General features: G+C 63.1%; 12 protein-coding genes. 10 read left to right on the top strand and 2 right to left on the bottom strand.

Annotated elements, in window-relative coordinates; genetic code table 11:
* The first annotated feature begins 66 nt into the window (after window positions 1-66).
* The 10 genes from Q0330_RS11390 to Q0330_RS11345 all read left to right on the top strand — a co-directional run bounded on the left by Q0330_RS11390 (window position 67) and on the right by Q0330_RS11345 (window position 10,739).
* Window positions 67-1,527 (top strand): aminotransferase class V-fold PLP-dependent enzyme, encoded by a 1,461-nt coding sequence (locus tag Q0330_RS11390; RefSeq protein WP_299478978.1) that lies wholly within the window; start codon window positions 67-69, stop codon window positions 1,525-1,527.
* Window positions 1,524-2,870 (top strand): MFS transporter, encoded by a 1,347-nt coding sequence (locus Q0330_RS11385; protein WP_366518330.1) that lies wholly within the window; start codon window positions 1,524-1,526, stop codon window positions 2,868-2,870. Before Q0330_RS11390 ends, Q0330_RS11385 begins: the two co-directional genes overlap by 4 nt.
* A gap of 40 nt (window positions 2,871-2,910) precedes the next feature.
* Window positions 2,911-4,392 (top strand): NAD(P)/FAD-dependent oxidoreductase, encoded by a 1,482-nt coding sequence (locus Q0330_RS11380; protein ID WP_299478975.1) that lies wholly within the window; start codon window positions 2,911-2,913, stop codon window positions 4,390-4,392.
* Window positions 4,392-4,865: a hypothetical protein gene (locus Q0330_RS11375; RefSeq protein WP_299478972.1), complete on the top strand. Its 474-nt coding sequence runs from the start codon at window positions 4,392-4,394 to the stop codon at window positions 4,863-4,865. Before Q0330_RS11380 ends, Q0330_RS11375 begins: the two co-directional genes overlap by 1 nt.
* Entirely contained in the window at window positions 4,862-5,452 is a 591-nt protein-coding gene (locus Q0330_RS11370; protein ID WP_299478970.1) for a peroxidase-related enzyme, read from the top strand. Before Q0330_RS11375 ends, Q0330_RS11370 begins: the two co-directional genes overlap by 4 nt.
* Before the next feature lie 88 nt (window positions 5,453-5,540).
* A complete protein-coding gene (locus Q0330_RS11365; RefSeq protein ID WP_299478968.1) occupies window positions 5,541-6,629 on the top strand; it encodes an NAD/NADP octopine/nopaline dehydrogenase family protein in 1,089 nt (362 codons plus the stop codon).
* 50 nt (window positions 6,630-6,679) lie between these two features.
* Window positions 6,680-7,789: an extracellular solute-binding protein gene (locus Q0330_RS11360; protein ID WP_299478965.1), complete on the top strand. Its 1,110-nt coding sequence runs from the start codon at window positions 6,680-6,682 to the stop codon at window positions 7,787-7,789.
* A gap of 74 nt (window positions 7,790-7,863) precedes the next feature.
* A complete protein-coding gene (locus Q0330_RS11355; protein ID WP_299478962.1) occupies window positions 7,864-8,850 on the top strand; it encodes an ABC transporter permease in 987 nt (328 codons plus the stop codon).
* Window positions 8,847-9,650: an ABC transporter permease gene (locus tag Q0330_RS11350; protein WP_299478959.1), complete on the top strand. Its 804-nt coding sequence runs from the start codon at window positions 8,847-8,849 to the stop codon at window positions 9,648-9,650. Before Q0330_RS11355 ends, Q0330_RS11350 begins: the two co-directional genes overlap by 4 nt.
* Window positions 9,651-9,653: 3 nt before the next feature.
* Window positions 9,654-10,739, top strand: a complete 1,086-nt coding sequence (locus Q0330_RS11345; protein WP_299478956.1) for an ABC transporter ATP-binding protein — start codon at window positions 9,654-9,656, stop codon at window positions 10,737-10,739.
* 187 nt (window positions 10,740-10,926) lie between these two features.
* Here the strand turns inward: Q0330_RS11345 and Q0330_RS11340 are convergent, their stop codons facing one another.
* Window positions 10,927-13,410 (bottom strand): PAS domain-containing hybrid sensor histidine kinase/response regulator, encoded by a 2,484-nt coding sequence (locus Q0330_RS11340; protein WP_299478953.1) that lies wholly within the window; start codon window positions 13,408-13,410, stop codon window positions 10,927-10,929.
* Window positions 13,411-13,446: 36 nt separating this feature from the next.
* The gene (locus Q0330_RS11335; RefSeq protein WP_299478950.1) at window positions 13,447-13,935 is read right to left on the bottom strand and encodes an oxidoreductase; all 489 of its coding nucleotides are present in this window, start codon (window positions 13,933-13,935) and stop codon (window positions 13,447-13,449) included.
* Window positions 13,936-14,389 lie beyond the last annotated feature (454 nt).

Genomic DNA, 14,389 nt, shown 5'->3' with positions numbered 1-14,389 from the left:
CAATGAGAATATGTAAAGATTCTCGCGAAATGCAAGTTATACTGATCGGGTCTTTCAGAGGGCGACATGACCGATATCGACGACTTCAAGGCGGCACTTTCCGGCGATGACATTCATGGCCGGATCCGCGCCGGCCTGATCGGTGATAATGTCGAATTCGACGGGCCTTTCGGCAGGCGCCCGCTGATCTATGCCGATTATGTCGCCTCGGGCCGCGCGCTCTCGCAGGTCGAGGACTTCATCCGCGACCGGTTGCTGCCCTTCTACGCCAATACCCATACCGAGGCTTCGTTCTGCGGCGAATACATGAGCCGGCTGCGCGAAGCGGCGCGGGCCGAGATCGCCCGGCTGACCGGCGCCGGCCCCGGCACCAGCGTCATCTTCACCGGGGCCGGCTCGACCTCGGGCATCAACAGGATCGTGGGGCTGCTTGATCTGGCGGGTATCGTGCGCGAGGGCGGCCGGGCGGTGGTGCTGACCGGACCTTACGAGCATCATTCGAATATCCTGCCCTGGCGCGAGACCGGCGCCGAGGTGATCGAGATTGCCGAGGCGCCGGAGGGCGGTGTCGACCTGAAGGATCTCGCCCGGGCACTGGCGGCGGCGCAGGGGGCAGCGCGGATCGTCGGCGCCTTCTCGGCTGCGTCGAATGTCACCGGGATCCTGAGCGACAGCGACGCGGTGACGCGGCTTCTGCGCGCGCATGGGGCGCTGGCGATCTGGGATTACGGCTGCGCCGGCCCCTATTGCCTGATGGAGATGGGCGAGGGCACCGATGCGCAAAAGGATGCGATCGTCTTCTCGGCCCATAAGTTCCCCGGCGGTCCCGGCGCCAGCGGCGTGGCCATCATCCGCGACGAACTCGCCCGCCGCCGCAGCCCCACACAGCCCGGCGGCGGCACGGTCAGCTTCGTCTCGCCCTGGGGCCATGTCTATTCCGACAGTATCGTCGCCAGGGAAGAGGGCGGGACGCCGAACCTGACCGGCGATATCCGGGCGGCGCTGGTGATGCTGGTCAAGGAAGCGCTCGGCCAGGACTGGCTGGACGCACGCCAGCAGGCCCTTCGCGCCCGCGCCCTTGCCACCTGGTCCGACAATCCGCGTATCCTGATTCTGGGCAATCCCTGCGCGCCGGCGCTGCCGATCTTTTCCTTCCTCATTCGCGATGCCGCCGGCCAGCCGGTCCATCACCAGTTTTTCACCCGGTTGCTCAGCGACATGACCGGGGTGCAGGCGCGTGGCGGCTGTGCCTGCGCGGGGCCCTACGGGCACCGGCTGCTGGGGCTAGGGCGCGCGCAATCCGACGCGACCATCGCGGCACTGGAACGCGGCGAGGAGACATCGAAGCCCGGTTGGGTGCGGCTGAACCTCTCGGCGCTGATGAGCGATAGCAAGGCCGACATGATTATCAATGCGGTAGATGAGCTCGCGCGGATTGCGCCCGAGTATCTGAGCCGGTATCACGTGGAGAGCAGTACCGCCCGCTTCAAGGCCAGTAATTCGCTGAAAAACCTGGTTCCATCATGACCGAGACGCTGAAAAGCCCCATCGGAAATCCCGCGTTCCGCACGCTTTTCCTTGCGCAGATCTGTTCGCTTCTGGCCATCGGGCTGATGACGGTGGCAATGTCGCTGGCCGCCTATCGGATCGGCGGGGCCGCGGCGGCGGGGCAGATCCTCGGCTTCCTGCTGGCGGTCAAGATGGTCGCCTATGTCTTCCTCGCCCCGATGGCCGAGACGTTGCTGGCCGGCCGGCCGCGCAAGCCGGTGATGGTCGGGCTGGACCTGGCGCGGATGCTGCTGCTTCTGCCCATGGCCTTCGCCACCGAGACCTGGCAGATCGCGGCGCTGGCATTCCTGTTCTTCGGTGTTTCCTCGGGCTTCACGCCGGTCTTCCAGTCGGTCATTCCCGATATCTTTCCCGACGAAGGACTTTACAGCCGCGCCCTGGTCTGGTCGCGCATCGCCTATACGCTGGAATCGATCCTGTCGCCGGTCATCGCCGCCGTGGCGCTGCAGCTGATCAGCGCGCAATTCCTTTTCTGGCTGGCGGCACTGGCCTTTGTCGGCTCTGTCGCGGCGCTGCTGGCGACGCGCTTTCCGGCCACGCCGAAAGCCAATGGCAAGGGACCGTTCATGAAGCGCGCCCTGAAGGGGCTCAGGATCTACCGCAAGACGCCGCGGCTGCGCGGGCTGTTCCTGCTGAACCTCGCCCTCTCGTTGAGCATGGCCTGGGTGCTGGTCAACTCGGTCGTGCTGGCGGGCAACTGGCTGGGCGATTCCGAGTATTACTATCCCAAGCTGATGGCCTTCTACGGGCTGGGCGCGGCGCTTGGCGCCATATTCGTGCCCCGGCTGATCGCAGCCTTGGGCGAGCGGCGGGTGATGCTGGCCGGTGCGCTAATCCATGCAGCACTCGGGCCGCTGATCGCGCTGCCATTGGGGCTGGCGGGCTATTTCGCGCTGTGGTCCTGCTTGGGTATCGCGGCGTCGCTGGTGCTTACGCCCGGCGGGCTGGTCATCGCGCGCTCGGCCGTTTCGGCGGATCGCGCGGCGCTTTTCGCGGCGCAGTTCTCTCTGTCTCATGCCGGCTGGATGCTGGCTTATCCGCTGGCCGGGCAACTGGCGGCGCGGGCGGGGCTGGCGCCGGCGCTGATCATGCTGTCGGTGCTGACGGTGCTGGTCGCGGCAATCGCCGCGCGGGTCTGGCCGGCAGGCGATCCGGCAGCCCTTGAACATGACCACCCCGAACTGCCCGAGGACCACCCCCATCTTCGGGACGCGCCCGCCAGTGGGCTGCGGCACCGGCACAGCCATACCTACCATATCGACGACCTTCACACCGAATGGCCCGGCGCGCAGCGCGCGTGACCCGGGCCGGACGGGACGCAGAAACCAGGAATCTGAGCAGATGACAGTGAACGCAGCGCCGCCCCCCGGATCCTCCCCCATCGACGGCAAGGGCCTGCCGGTGCTGGAGGCGCAGCTGCGCGAGGCGCTGAACTTCCTGTGCTGGCCGGGCAAGGACTGGGTCCGCCCTCGGGACGGGGTTCGCGATGTCGTCATCATCGGTGGGGGCATGTGCGGCATGGTTGCGTGGCTTGCACTCCAGACCGGCGGCATCCGCGATATACGCGTGCTCGACCGCAGCGCGGCCGGGCGCGAGGGACCATGGCTCAGCTATGCCCGGATGGAGACGCTGCGCTCGCCCAAGGAACTTACCGGCCCTGCCTATGGCCATGGCGGGCTGACCTTTCAAGCGTGGTATCGCGCCCAGTTCGGCACGGAAAGCTGGCAGGCGCTCGACAAGATCCCGCGACCGATGTGGATGGACTATCTGCAATGGTATCGGCGCGTCCTCGACATTCCGATCGAGAACGGCATCTCGGTCGACCGGGTCGAGCCGGAGAACGGGTTGCTGCGCCTGCATCTCAGCGGCGGGGCGGAACGCTCGATCCTGTGCCGGAAGCTGATCTTCGCGACGGGTCGCGACGGCACCGGCCTGCCGAATATCCCGGGCTTCGTCAAAGGCCTCGACCGCCGTTTCTGGGCGCATAGCGCGGACGAGATCGACTTCGCGGCGCTGAATGGAAAGCGGGTGGCGGTGATCGGCGTCGGCGCCTCGGCCGTCGACAATGCCGCCGAGGCGCTGGAACATGGCGCGGCAGAGGTGCGCCACCTGATCCGCCGCCGCCAGATGCCACGGATCAACAAGATGATGGGTATCGGCTCTTTCGGGTTTACTGCCGGCTATGCCGGTTTGCCTGATGAATGGCGCTGGCGCTTCATGCAATATTCCTTCGCCACCCAGACCCCGCCGCCGCATGGATCGACGATGCGTGTCAGTCGGCACCCGAATGCCTTCTTTCATTTCGGAAAGGCCGTCGCCTCAACGGCCGAGAAGAATGGCGCCGTGCATATCGGCTTTGCCGATGGCAGCGCGCATGAGGCCGATTTCGTCATCCTCGGCACCGGCTTCACCGTCGATCCGATGTCGCGGACCGAATTCGGCCCGGCGGCGGGCGATATCCTTCTGTGGGAGGATGTCTATACCTCGCCCGAAGACGAGGCGTCGCGCGATCTCGGTCGCTTTCCCTATCTGAACGCCGATTTCACCTTCCGCGAGAAGCGGCCGGGCACGGCGCCCTGGCTGTCGGATGTCTATTGCTTCAACTATGGGGCGACGGCCAGCCTGGGCAAGGTCAGCGGCGATATTCCGGGGATTTCCGAAGGCGCGGCCTGGCTCGCCCGCGCGGTCGCGGCGGCGCTTTATGCCGAGGATGTGGCCGGGCACTGGCAGGCAATGCTGGATTACGACAAGCCGGAACTGGATGGCAGCGAATGGGTGCCGTCGGAACTGCCCGGCGATACGGGGAAAGGAAAGGTGGCCTGATGACGCCAGAGCTCACGACACTTCGCATGGCGGGGACCGATGGCGTGCTGGAGGCAGTCATCGCCACCCGCGCCAACATCTTCGAGATGACCCAGGCTGCCGAGGACGCGGTGCTGCGCCCAAAGGCCCCGGGCGCCTGGCCGCATTCCCTGCGCGCCGCACTGGCCGCGCGTATTGCCACCCTGAACGCCCAGACCGCGCTCGCCCGGCACTATGCGACCGGCGCGGGCGATGATGCCGCCCTTGCCGATCCGGCGCAGGATGGCGCGGCGCGCGGGCTTGGCCCGGTGCTCGCCTTCATGGACAAGGTGGCGGCGGATACGCGCCAGGTCGTCGCCGGGGATATCGCGGCCCTTCAGGCCGCGGGCATCAGCGATGCCGATATCGTCCGCCTGGCCGAGTTGAACGCCTTCCTCGCCTATCAGATCCGGGTCGTCGCCGGGCTTCGCCTGCTGCGGGAGGCGCGCGCATGACCAAACCGATCACCAAATTCACCCGCAATGTCCCGCATTGGCAGCCGCGCGTGGTGCCGGTCGATCTGGCCGAAGCCACCGCAGAACAGCTTGACGCCCTGCAGGTCACCCCCTCCAATACCAAGGTTTCGGCCTATGTGCTGACGCTCGCCCATGATGTCGAAAGCCTGAAGGTGCGCTCGCCGCTTTTCAACGCGATCATGTATGACAAGGGCGGCATGAGCCGGGCCGAACGCGAGTTGGGCGCGCTTGGCGCCTCGATGGTCAATCACTGCATCTATTGCGCGGCGGTTCATGCCGACCGCCATGCGCAGCTGGAAAAATCGACCGAGGTGACGGACCGACTGTTCCGGGACGGCGCGCGGGCCGATCTCGGACCCCGCGACCGGGCGATCTTCGATTTCGCAGTGGCACTGTCGCAATGCCCCCCGCAGGCCACCGCGAGCCATGTCGCGGCCCTGAAGGCCGCCGGGCTGGATGAGGCCGAGATCCTCGATCTGATCCTCTCGACATCGCTTTTTGGCTGGGCCAACCGGCTCATGCATGTGCTGGGCGATCCGGTGCGGCCAGACAGCGCGGGAAAGTGACCCGTCATCCTGCATAACAGATGACATACCGTTCAACTGGTGTAACCTGACAGAAAAATACATAAATAATACGAGGATGGATGTGACGATGGCAGGACTGGCAGGGGCGGGCTCGATCGCCTTCGGAACGGCTGCGCTCATCCATGAGAGCGGCCATGACCCGATGCTGTGGTCCCCCTCAGGCAAAGGCACGGCCGAGCTTGCGGCGGGCGCTTCCCTGACCGCCACCGGCGCCGTCGAATGCAGCTTCTCGCCGCGCATCGCCGAAAGCGCCGCCGAACTCGCGCGCCGGAACGACGTGCTGATCGTCGCGCTGCCGGGCTATGGCCACAAGGCGGTTCTGGACGCGCTTGCCCCGCATATCGAGGATCGCCATCACGTCATCATCTCGTCCCATGCCTCGCTTGGCGCCATCTATCTGATGCAGCTTCTGGCACGGCGCGGGGTGACGGCGCCGGTCACCGCCTGGGGGACGACGATCTGCACCGGACGACGGACCTCGGGCACCAGCGTCAGGGTGAATACGGTGCGAAGCCGGGTCGACCTTTGCACCGTGCCGGCGGATCGCTCGGCCGAGGCGCTTGAGGTCTGCCGGGCGCTTTTCGGCGACCGTTTCCAGCCCCGTGACGGGCTGCTGGCGATTTCACTCTCCAATCTGAACCCGCAGAACCACATGGGCATCGCCCTTGGCAATATCACGCGGATGGAACGGGGCGAGACCTGGTCGCAGGGCCAGAACGTCACCCCGACCGTCGGCCGGCTGCTGGAACGGCTGGACGAGGAACGGCTGGAGATCGCCCATGCTCTCGGCCTCGACGTGAAGACCATCTTCGAGCATTTTCACCTGTCTTTCCATGTCCCCGTCGCCTCGATCTCCGAGATGAACCAGCAGATGCACGAACAGGGCAACGGCGGCACCGGCCCGGCTACCGCCGACAGCCGTTATGTCACCGAGGACGTGCCTTACGGGCTGGTGCTGACCGCCGCGCTCGGCCGCCTGGCGGGGCATCCAGCCCAACTGCACGAGGCCGGCATCCGGATCTTCTCGGCCATGTATGGACGGAACTTCGAGGACGAGAACACGCTGCTGAAGGCGCTGGAACTGGAGCGCTACAGCCTGGACGACCTGAAACTGGCGGCCAGCACCGGCCTTCTGGACCCGCGGATCGGGGCCTGAACCGCAAGACGACCAAAGAAGAAAAATATCACCAACAAGGAGACGAAGACATGACGAAGCTGATCTATAACCGCCGCCGCTTCCTGGGCACGGCTGCCGCCACTGGCGCGGTGCTGGCCTCGCCCGCTTATCTGCGCCACGCTTCGGCCCAGTCGGGCGGCGAGGTGAATATCTGGACCTATAACAACTTCGTTCCGGACAGCTTCAAGTCCCAGTTCGAGGCGGATACCGGCATCAAGGTCAATGTCCGGCTGGTGGACGACCAGGGCAAGCAGTTCAACCTTCTGGCCGCCGAACAGCCTAACCCGACCGTCGACATCATGACCGTCGCCGGCCACCGCTTCCTGCAGTTCATCGAAGGCGGCCTGCTGGCGCCGCTGGATACCGGGCGGCTGACGAACTGGGGCAATATCAACCCGGTCTATTCGGAAAGCGACTGGTCGACGATCAATGGCGAGAAATGGGGCGCCCCGATCCTCGCCGGGATGGAGGTTCTGGCCTATAATACCGAAGTGGTCGGTGCCGAGGAGGCCCTGAGCTGGAACACGCTTTTCAGCGATAAATACAAGGGCAAGAACGCCTATATCATCCAGGACATGATGTCGATCGTCATGCTGATGAAGGGCTATGACGGCAATATGGTCGAATATCTGAACGACCCCGAAAAGGCCGCCGCCATCGTCGAGGAGGCGAAGAATTTCCTGATCGAGAAAAAGCCGCTGGTGCGCAAATATTACGACGGTGGTGCCGAGTTCCAGCAGATGATGGTCAATCAGGATATCGTGCTGGGTCATGCCTGGAACGGCCCTGCGGCGGCGCTGATCAATGACGGCTTCCCGCTGGCCATGGCGATCCCGAACGAAGGCTCCTACGGCTTCGTCTATACTTATAACATCGCCAATAACGCCCCGAACGCGGACAACGCCTATACCTTCATCGACGCCATCCTCTCCTCGCCCGAGATCGGCGCGGCGATGACCAAGGCCTCGGGCTTCATCTCGACCTACAAGGATGTCGCGCCGCATCTGTCCGAGATCGAGCAGAAATCGACCTCCTTCCCCGAGGAACAGCTGGCGAATATGAAATTCTTCCGCGCTGAGGCAAACGAGTTGAAATACGGCCTCGTCGATCCGGCAGTCGAGGCGATCAAGGCCGCCTGAAGCCGTTCCGGCCATATCCGTTCCTGTCCCGCAAGGCGCGGGGCAGGTGCCTCCAGTTTTCGACAGGTGAGCGAATGAAGCGCGAGATATCGGCGAGCAATGACGCACCAAGGGTGCAGAGCGGCGTGCCCGACCGGACCTTCTGGGGCCGTCTGACCGGCTGGGCGCCCTATACGGCGATGATGCGCCTTGTTACTGCATCGCCAAAGCGCCAGTTCGCGATCCTGGCCGCATTGCCGATCGTCTGGGTCCTGACCCAGCATCTCGGGCCGATGCTGCAGATGCTGCGGGTCTCGCTGACCGATGCCTATCCGGTCGCGCCCGGTGTTGAGCAGCATTTCACCTTCGACAACTACCTGCGCTTCTTCGGCGACAGTATCTTCTGGATGCCCTTCTTCCGCACCCTGACCTTCGCCGCCGCCTTTACCTTCTGCACGCTGGTGCTGGCCTATCCCGTCGCCTATTTCCTGGCGCGCCATGTCAGCCGCCGGAACCAGATGCTGTTTCTGCTGATCCTGCTGATCCCCTTCTGGGTGGGCGAGATCGTGCGCACCTATGCGATCATGATCCTTCTGGGCAATACAGGCGCGCTGAACCTGGCTCTGAAATGGCTGGGCCTGATCGATCAGCCCATTCCCTTCATGTATACAGGCTTCTCGATGGGGGTCGGGATCGTTTACCTGACCGCGCTCTACATGCTGCTGCCGCTGTATTCGGCGCTGGAGAAGCTGCCGAAAAGCATGAACGAGGCTGCCGCCGATCTTGGCGCCGGGCCGTGGACGCGCTTCTGGCGGATCTCGTTGCCGATGACGCTGGAAGGTATTGCTTCGGGCTGTACGCTGGTCTTCCTGATCTCGACCGGCTTCTATGCGACCCCGGTCCTCTTGGGCGGGCCATCCACCACGGTCTTCGCCGAAACCATCGCCGGCTTCTTCCATGTCGCCGGTGACCAGTGGCCGACCGGCGCCGCCTTCGCGGTGCTCATGTTCGTGGCGGCGCTGCTGATCACCGCCGCCTTCCAGAAACTCATGAGCGCGCTGCGCCGGGGAGAGAGCAGATGAACGACCGGGTCGAGCTTTACCGCGGCAACCGGATCCTGCTCAGTTGCCTCTACTGGGCCTTCGTCGTCTATGTCTTCGTGCCGCTGATCCTGATGGTGATGATGGGGTTCAAGGATTCCAAGTTCATCGGCTTCCCGATCAAATCCTGGACGCTGGACTGGTATGTCGAGGTCTTCCGCGATGCCGAGGTCATGTTTGCCTTCGGCTATTCGATGCTGATCGCGATCCTGTCCACGCTGATTTCGGTCGTCGTAGGCACCTGGATCGCGGTGCTGCTGGAGGGGCGCAGGTTCCACGGCCGCGCCGTGATGTTCGGGCTGACCGTGCTGCCGGCCCTGGTGCCGGGCATCATCTCGGCCATCGCCTTCCGCATCTATGCGCGCTGGGTGGGGATCGAGCCGGGCATGGGCGCCATCGTCTGGTCTCATGCCGTCCATAACGTGCCCTTCGTGGCGCTGGTGGTCATGGCCCGGCTGTCGACGCTGCCGAAAAGCCAGATCGAGGCCGCCCGCGACCTTGGCGCCGACCCGCTGGTCGCATTCATCCGGATCACCTTGCCCTATCTGGCGCCCGCCATCCTCGGCGCGTCGATCTTCTGCCTGCTCCTGTCCTTCGACGATTTCGTCCGCTCGTTCTTCCTCGGCGGTTACGAACCAACGCTGCCGGTGCTGATCTTCGCCAAGCTCCGTTCCGGGATGAGCCCGGAAATCAACGCCATAGCCTCCATCGCCCTGGTCCTGACCGCCATTATCGGCGTCTGGGCCGAGCGCTTCACGCGCCGTCTGAACAAGGATAACTGAGACATGAACGACCAGTCACCGCTTGTCCGAATCGAAGGAATGTCGAAGCATTTCGGCAAGACCGTCGCGCTGGACAATCTGACGCTCAATATCGCACGCGGCGAATTCGTGACATTTCTCGGGCCGTCGGGCTGCGGAAAATCCACCACGCTGCGCATCCTCGGCGGGTTCGAGCGACCGACGACCGGCAAGGTCTTCCTCGACGGCGTCGACGTGACCTACCAGCCGGCCGAAAAGCGACATGTCAACATGGTGTTCCAGGATTACGCCCTGTTCCCCCATATGACCGTCGCCGGCAATATCGCCTTCGGGTTGGAACTGAAGGGCATGGGCAAGGCCGAAATCCGGCGCCGCTCGGACGAGATCATGTCCTTCCTCGAACTCGGCGATTTCGGCGGCCGCTATCCGGCGCAGCTATCCGGCGGGCAGCGTCAGCGGGTGGCGCTGGCACGGGCGCTGGCGCCCGATCCGGCGCTGCTGCTGCTGGACGAACCGCTCGGCGCGCTTGACGCCAAGCTGCGCGGGCAGGTCCAGCAGGAGTTGAAATCCATCCAGCGACGGACCAGCAAGACCTTCCTGTTCGTCACCCACGACCAGGAAGAGGCACTGACCATGTCCGACCGCATCGTGGTCATGAACAGGGGCCGGGTCGAGCAGGACGGCACCCCGGAAGAGCTGTATTTCCAGCCCGCCAGCCGCTTCGTGGCGGAATTCATCGGCGAGACGAACCTGCTTTCAGGCACGCTGCGCGAGCGCAAGGGTGCCCAGGTCGCGATGGAGTGGCAGGGAAAGACGCTGCTTGGCACCGCGCGCAGTGGCCTGCCGGCCTCTGGCCAGCCGGTCACCGCCTCGATCCGGCTGGAGAAGCTGGACCTTCATGCCGCCCAGCCCGAGACGCCGAATGCCGTGAAGGGTCGCGTCACCGGCAAGACCTTCTACGGCTCGCGCGTGGCCGTCCAGCTTGCCGTCGGCGAGCATGAGGAGGCGACGATGCGCGCCTATGTCGATACCGATCTCGGTCATGCCGTTGGCAGCGATCTGGTCTGGGTCAGCTGGGATGCCGAGAACATGGCGATCCTGAATGACTGATCCCCGGCGGGGCTTGTCATGTATAGGCAGTTCCTTTTTGCATAGTTTTCGATAGGATATGGCCAGATATCGTCATCGCAAGACCCCTTGGCGACCATCACCGGCACCTTGGGCTGTGCTGGATGTTGCGCGACCAGCAGGCGACCATGGCCTGCAATCACGGTGCCATCCTCAGCAACCAGCATCGCTATCGCTCGGTGTCGCAGCAACATGCGCGCAGTTCCATTACCAGCCGTTCCTTGAGGCCATCGGCCGGATCTTCATCGAGGCTTTGCAACTGCTGAAGTCTCCTCCAGGCATCGTGGGCACCCAGGGTCGCGGCGGAGCCTGACAGCCGATGGACCATGCGCCGGTGCTGTTCGTCAGGCGCAGGAACGGTTTCCAGCGTGTCGAGCAATTCCGTAAGCTCGGCGCAGAACTCCTTCATCGCCGACTGGTAACGGTCCTGTCCAAAGCGTTTCTCGAACTCGGACATATCAGGCTTTCGGGAAGCCGACCTGGAGGGCAGGGCTTCAGCGCCAAGAACCGATGCGACGGCCTTGCCGATTGCGGCCGGGTCTACGGGCTTGACCAGAAGGCCGCTGAAATCGGCACGCAGAATGACGTCATGGTCCTGAGGCGAGACATGCGCGGTAACGGCGACGGCAGGCACATTGCGCCAGCCGACCTCCAGCGCGCGGATGCGGGCGAGGGTGTCGATCCCGTCGATGCCTGGCATGCTGATGTCGAGAAAGACAATGTCAAAGGGTCGATGCCGCACCGCTTCGATGGCCTGCAACCCGTCGGCGGCCTGATGAACCTCGAAGCCGAGGTCCGATACCATATCGGTCAGGACTATTCGGTTGATCTCATTGTCATCGACGACGAGCGCGCTTTGACCGGGACGGATGCCGGCAGGGACCAGCTCCGATCCCTTGGCCTCGGTTCTCTGCATCTCGCCGGCCTCTGGCAGGGGAATGCGCATGGTAAAAAGACTGCCTTCGCCCGAAATGCTGTCGACCTCTATGGTGGCCCCCATCGCATCGACAAGCCGCCGGGTGATGGCAAGCCCGAGGCCGGTCCCGGCGTTTTCTCGGGAAAATGCGGTGTCTATCGTCACGAACTCGTCGAAGATCCGCGCCAGATCCTCGGTCGCCATTCCGATGCCGGTGTCGGCCACCCTGATCTCTACCAGATCATCATGGGCCAGCCGCTCGACCTCGATTGAAATGACCCCGTCGCGGGTAAACTTGATGGCATTGCCAACGAGATTGACCAGGCATTGTTGCAGGGCGATCTCATACCCCAGGACGACGCGCGGGGTCTCGGTCAGAAAGCTGACATTCATCTGGTTGCCGCGCGCCTCGGCATTCGCCCTCAGGCTGGTCCAGACCTTGCAGACAAGCTCTCGCAGGTCGAATGCGACCTTCTTGCGTTTCGGGCTGTCGCCGTTCTGATTGGACAGGTCGAGCACGTCGTTGACATGCGACAGGATCAACTCGCCCGATATTTCAATCGACTTGACATGCCGCTTGTTCCGTTCGGAAAGCTCGTCGAAGTCGATGAGCGAGAGGGATCCCAGGATGCCGTTCAGCGGCGTGCGCATTTCGTGGCTCATGACCGTCAGCAGGTCTGATTTGGCTTTCTCGCTTTCCTGCGCCCGGTCGCGGGCCGCGCGCAGCATGTCTTCCGCAGCCAGATCGGCGGTAATATCGCGCAGGAACGACACGAAGACCTGCTCGCCATCGGCCTCTGCGACCGACATGGACAATTCGACCGGAAAGACCTCGCCGGATTTGCGCATCCCCTCAAGCCTGACCCGGCCATAGCGCATCATTTTCTGTTCGCCGGTCTTGAGGAAGCGCTGCACGCCGGCGCGGTGTTTTTCGCGCAGATATTCCGGCACGATCAGTTCTGCCATGTCGGCGCCGATGGCCTCCTGGCGGCTATAGCCGAAGACGGTTTCGCCCGCGCCGTTGAAATCGACGATCCGTCCGGCGGTATCCATCACCACCACGGCATCCTTCGAGGATTTGACCGCCGCCTCGAAGCGAGAGCGCGCGGCCATGATGTCATGGGCGTAGCGCTGCCCGCGCCGGAACAGCCGAAGCACGATCACCAGGGCCAGAAACAGTGCCAGAATCAATGCCTTAAGCGTGCCGCCCAATGTGATCAGCGTCCGTGAAATGCTCTTTCGGCGGTCCGAACTTTCGGCGGCAGCACCCTGGACGAGATCGAGCGTGAGCTGGCGCAGATTGGACCATTCGTCGTCCAATTGCTGATACAGCTTTGGCAAAGCGGCGCGCAGGTCATCGTCAGGGCCGTCGATCAGGGGCAGCATGGCATCGAGATTTGCCTTTGCCCGCGCCACCAGGGCGGCGGCATCCGGATCGCGGTTCAGCTGTCCGAAACGCCGGCTTTCGTACATCGTGGCAACGCGGCTGTAGAAGATGTCGAAACGCATGCGGATCTCGGACAGCGACAGGCTGGGATCTGCCTGCGCCCGCATGATCGTGTTCTGCGTGCGCAGCAATTCCACCTCAAGCTGAGAGGAATTCCAGCTGACATTGTCGTTCTTCGCGATTGAAAGCGCTTCGAGATCCGAGATGATGCTGCGTCCCAAAAGGGAAATGGCGATCAGGCTGGCCAGCAGCGGGATCGCGATAAGTGCGAAAAGCCAGCGGCTACGCAATGTTGTCGGAGGCCCCTGTTCGATATTTCCCTCGCGCTATTTCCCGTCCGCAATGGTGAGGCGTTTCAACTGCCAGATGCTGCGGGAATAATATTCCTCGGATTGATAGGTTCTGTTGGCATCGAAGGGATAGACAAGCCAAAGCGGTCCCTTGTCGCGCACGCCGATCTCGTGGCCATTGCGCATATAGGCGATGATGGGGCCGCCGTCGACAGCATCTTCGGTCGGGACTTCGACCATGTAATCATTCAGCGCGATGGCCTTTATCGTGCCCTCGGCGGCCCCGACCCGATCGAGCAGGGTCTTGAGCAAAACGCCCTCAAAGCTCTGCGGGCCGTCCGTCCATATGGTTGAGGTGGTGAAGCTGGTTACGGGCAGGGCGTGCAGCGCCTCGCTGTCGAAGGTCCAGTCGCCGCCATCCGGGCCGGGGGCGACATCGCCGGAAATCGTCAGCATGACCTCGCCGGCATGAAGGGGGGCGGTGATGAACAGGGCTAGTGCGGCGGCGTGAAAAATGCGTTTCATGAACATTGGGACCGAACTCCACAAGCGGTAAACTGGACAAATCAACAAGCGAGATGTTGCCGCATTCATCTGCTTATTTCCCGCGTGCAAAGGTGTTACTACCCTATCCTAAAGTAGAGGATTGATAGTCCTAGTGACCCTGCTCACTACCTAAGCGCGAGATATAATATTAAAGTTATATGTAAGAATAGTTCTACCGCGCTGCCACTAAGACATTGGGAGCGGGAGCTTGTTTCAGTCCGATGTGCGGTTCAAGGGGTAACCGAGATGAAATCCGAGCGGCCTTCCAGTTTTACTGGTCTGAACGATGACAACGCGCTAGACAATCTGCAATTGAGTAAACCTTTGCGGGAATTTTTGATGAGAGTATTGCTTGCCGACGATCATGGAATGGTTCGTGGAGAGTGTCAGATCTTCTGTGTATGAGCGATCCGGTCCATGCTTCTTCGAAAGG

It is taken from the genome of uncultured Paracoccus sp. (assembly GCF_937873615.1).
Classification (GTDB): domain Bacteria; phylum Pseudomonadota; class Alphaproteobacteria; order Rhodobacterales; family Rhodobacteraceae; genus Paracoccus.
Note: the sequence above shows the minus strand (reverse complement) of the source record. Positions and strands in the feature narration are given on the sequence as shown.

Bases quoted from the DNA above. Each gene is read 5' to 3' on its own strand.
- Q0330_RS11390 (WP_299478978.1), top strand. From the start codon at position 67: ATGACCGATATCGACGACTTCAAGGCGGCACTTTCCGGCGATGACATT.
- Q0330_RS11385 (WP_366518330.1), top strand. From the start codon at position 1,524: ATGACCGAGACGCTGAAAAGCCCCATCGGAAATCCCGCGTTCCGCACG.
- Q0330_RS11380 (WP_299478975.1), top strand. From the start codon at position 2,911: ATGACAGTGAACGCAGCGCCGCCCCCCGGATCCTCCCCCATCGACGGC.
- Q0330_RS11375 (WP_299478972.1), top strand. From the start codon at position 4,392: ATGACGCCAGAGCTCACGACACTTCGCATGGCGGGGACCGATGGCGTG.
- Q0330_RS11370 (WP_299478970.1), top strand. From the start codon at position 4,862: ATGACCAAACCGATCACCAAATTCACCCGCAATGTCCCGCATTGGCAG.
- Q0330_RS11365 (WP_299478968.1), top strand. From the start codon at position 5,541: ATGGCAGGACTGGCAGGGGCGGGCTCGATCGCCTTCGGAACGGCTGCG.
- Q0330_RS11360 (WP_299478965.1), top strand. From the start codon at position 6,680: ATGACGAAGCTGATCTATAACCGCCGCCGCTTCCTGGGCACGGCTGCC.
- Q0330_RS11355 (WP_299478962.1), top strand. From the start codon at position 7,864: ATGAAGCGCGAGATATCGGCGAGCAATGACGCACCAAGGGTGCAGAGC.
- Q0330_RS11350 (WP_299478959.1), top strand. From the start codon at position 8,847: ATGAACGACCGGGTCGAGCTTTACCGCGGCAACCGGATCCTGCTCAGT.
- Q0330_RS11345 (WP_299478956.1), top strand. From the start codon at position 9,654: ATGAACGACCAGTCACCGCTTGTCCGAATCGAAGGAATGTCGAAGCAT.
- Q0330_RS11335 (WP_299478950.1), bottom strand. From the start codon at position 13,935: ATGAAACGCATTTTTCACGCCGCCGCACTAGCCCTGTTCATCACCGCC.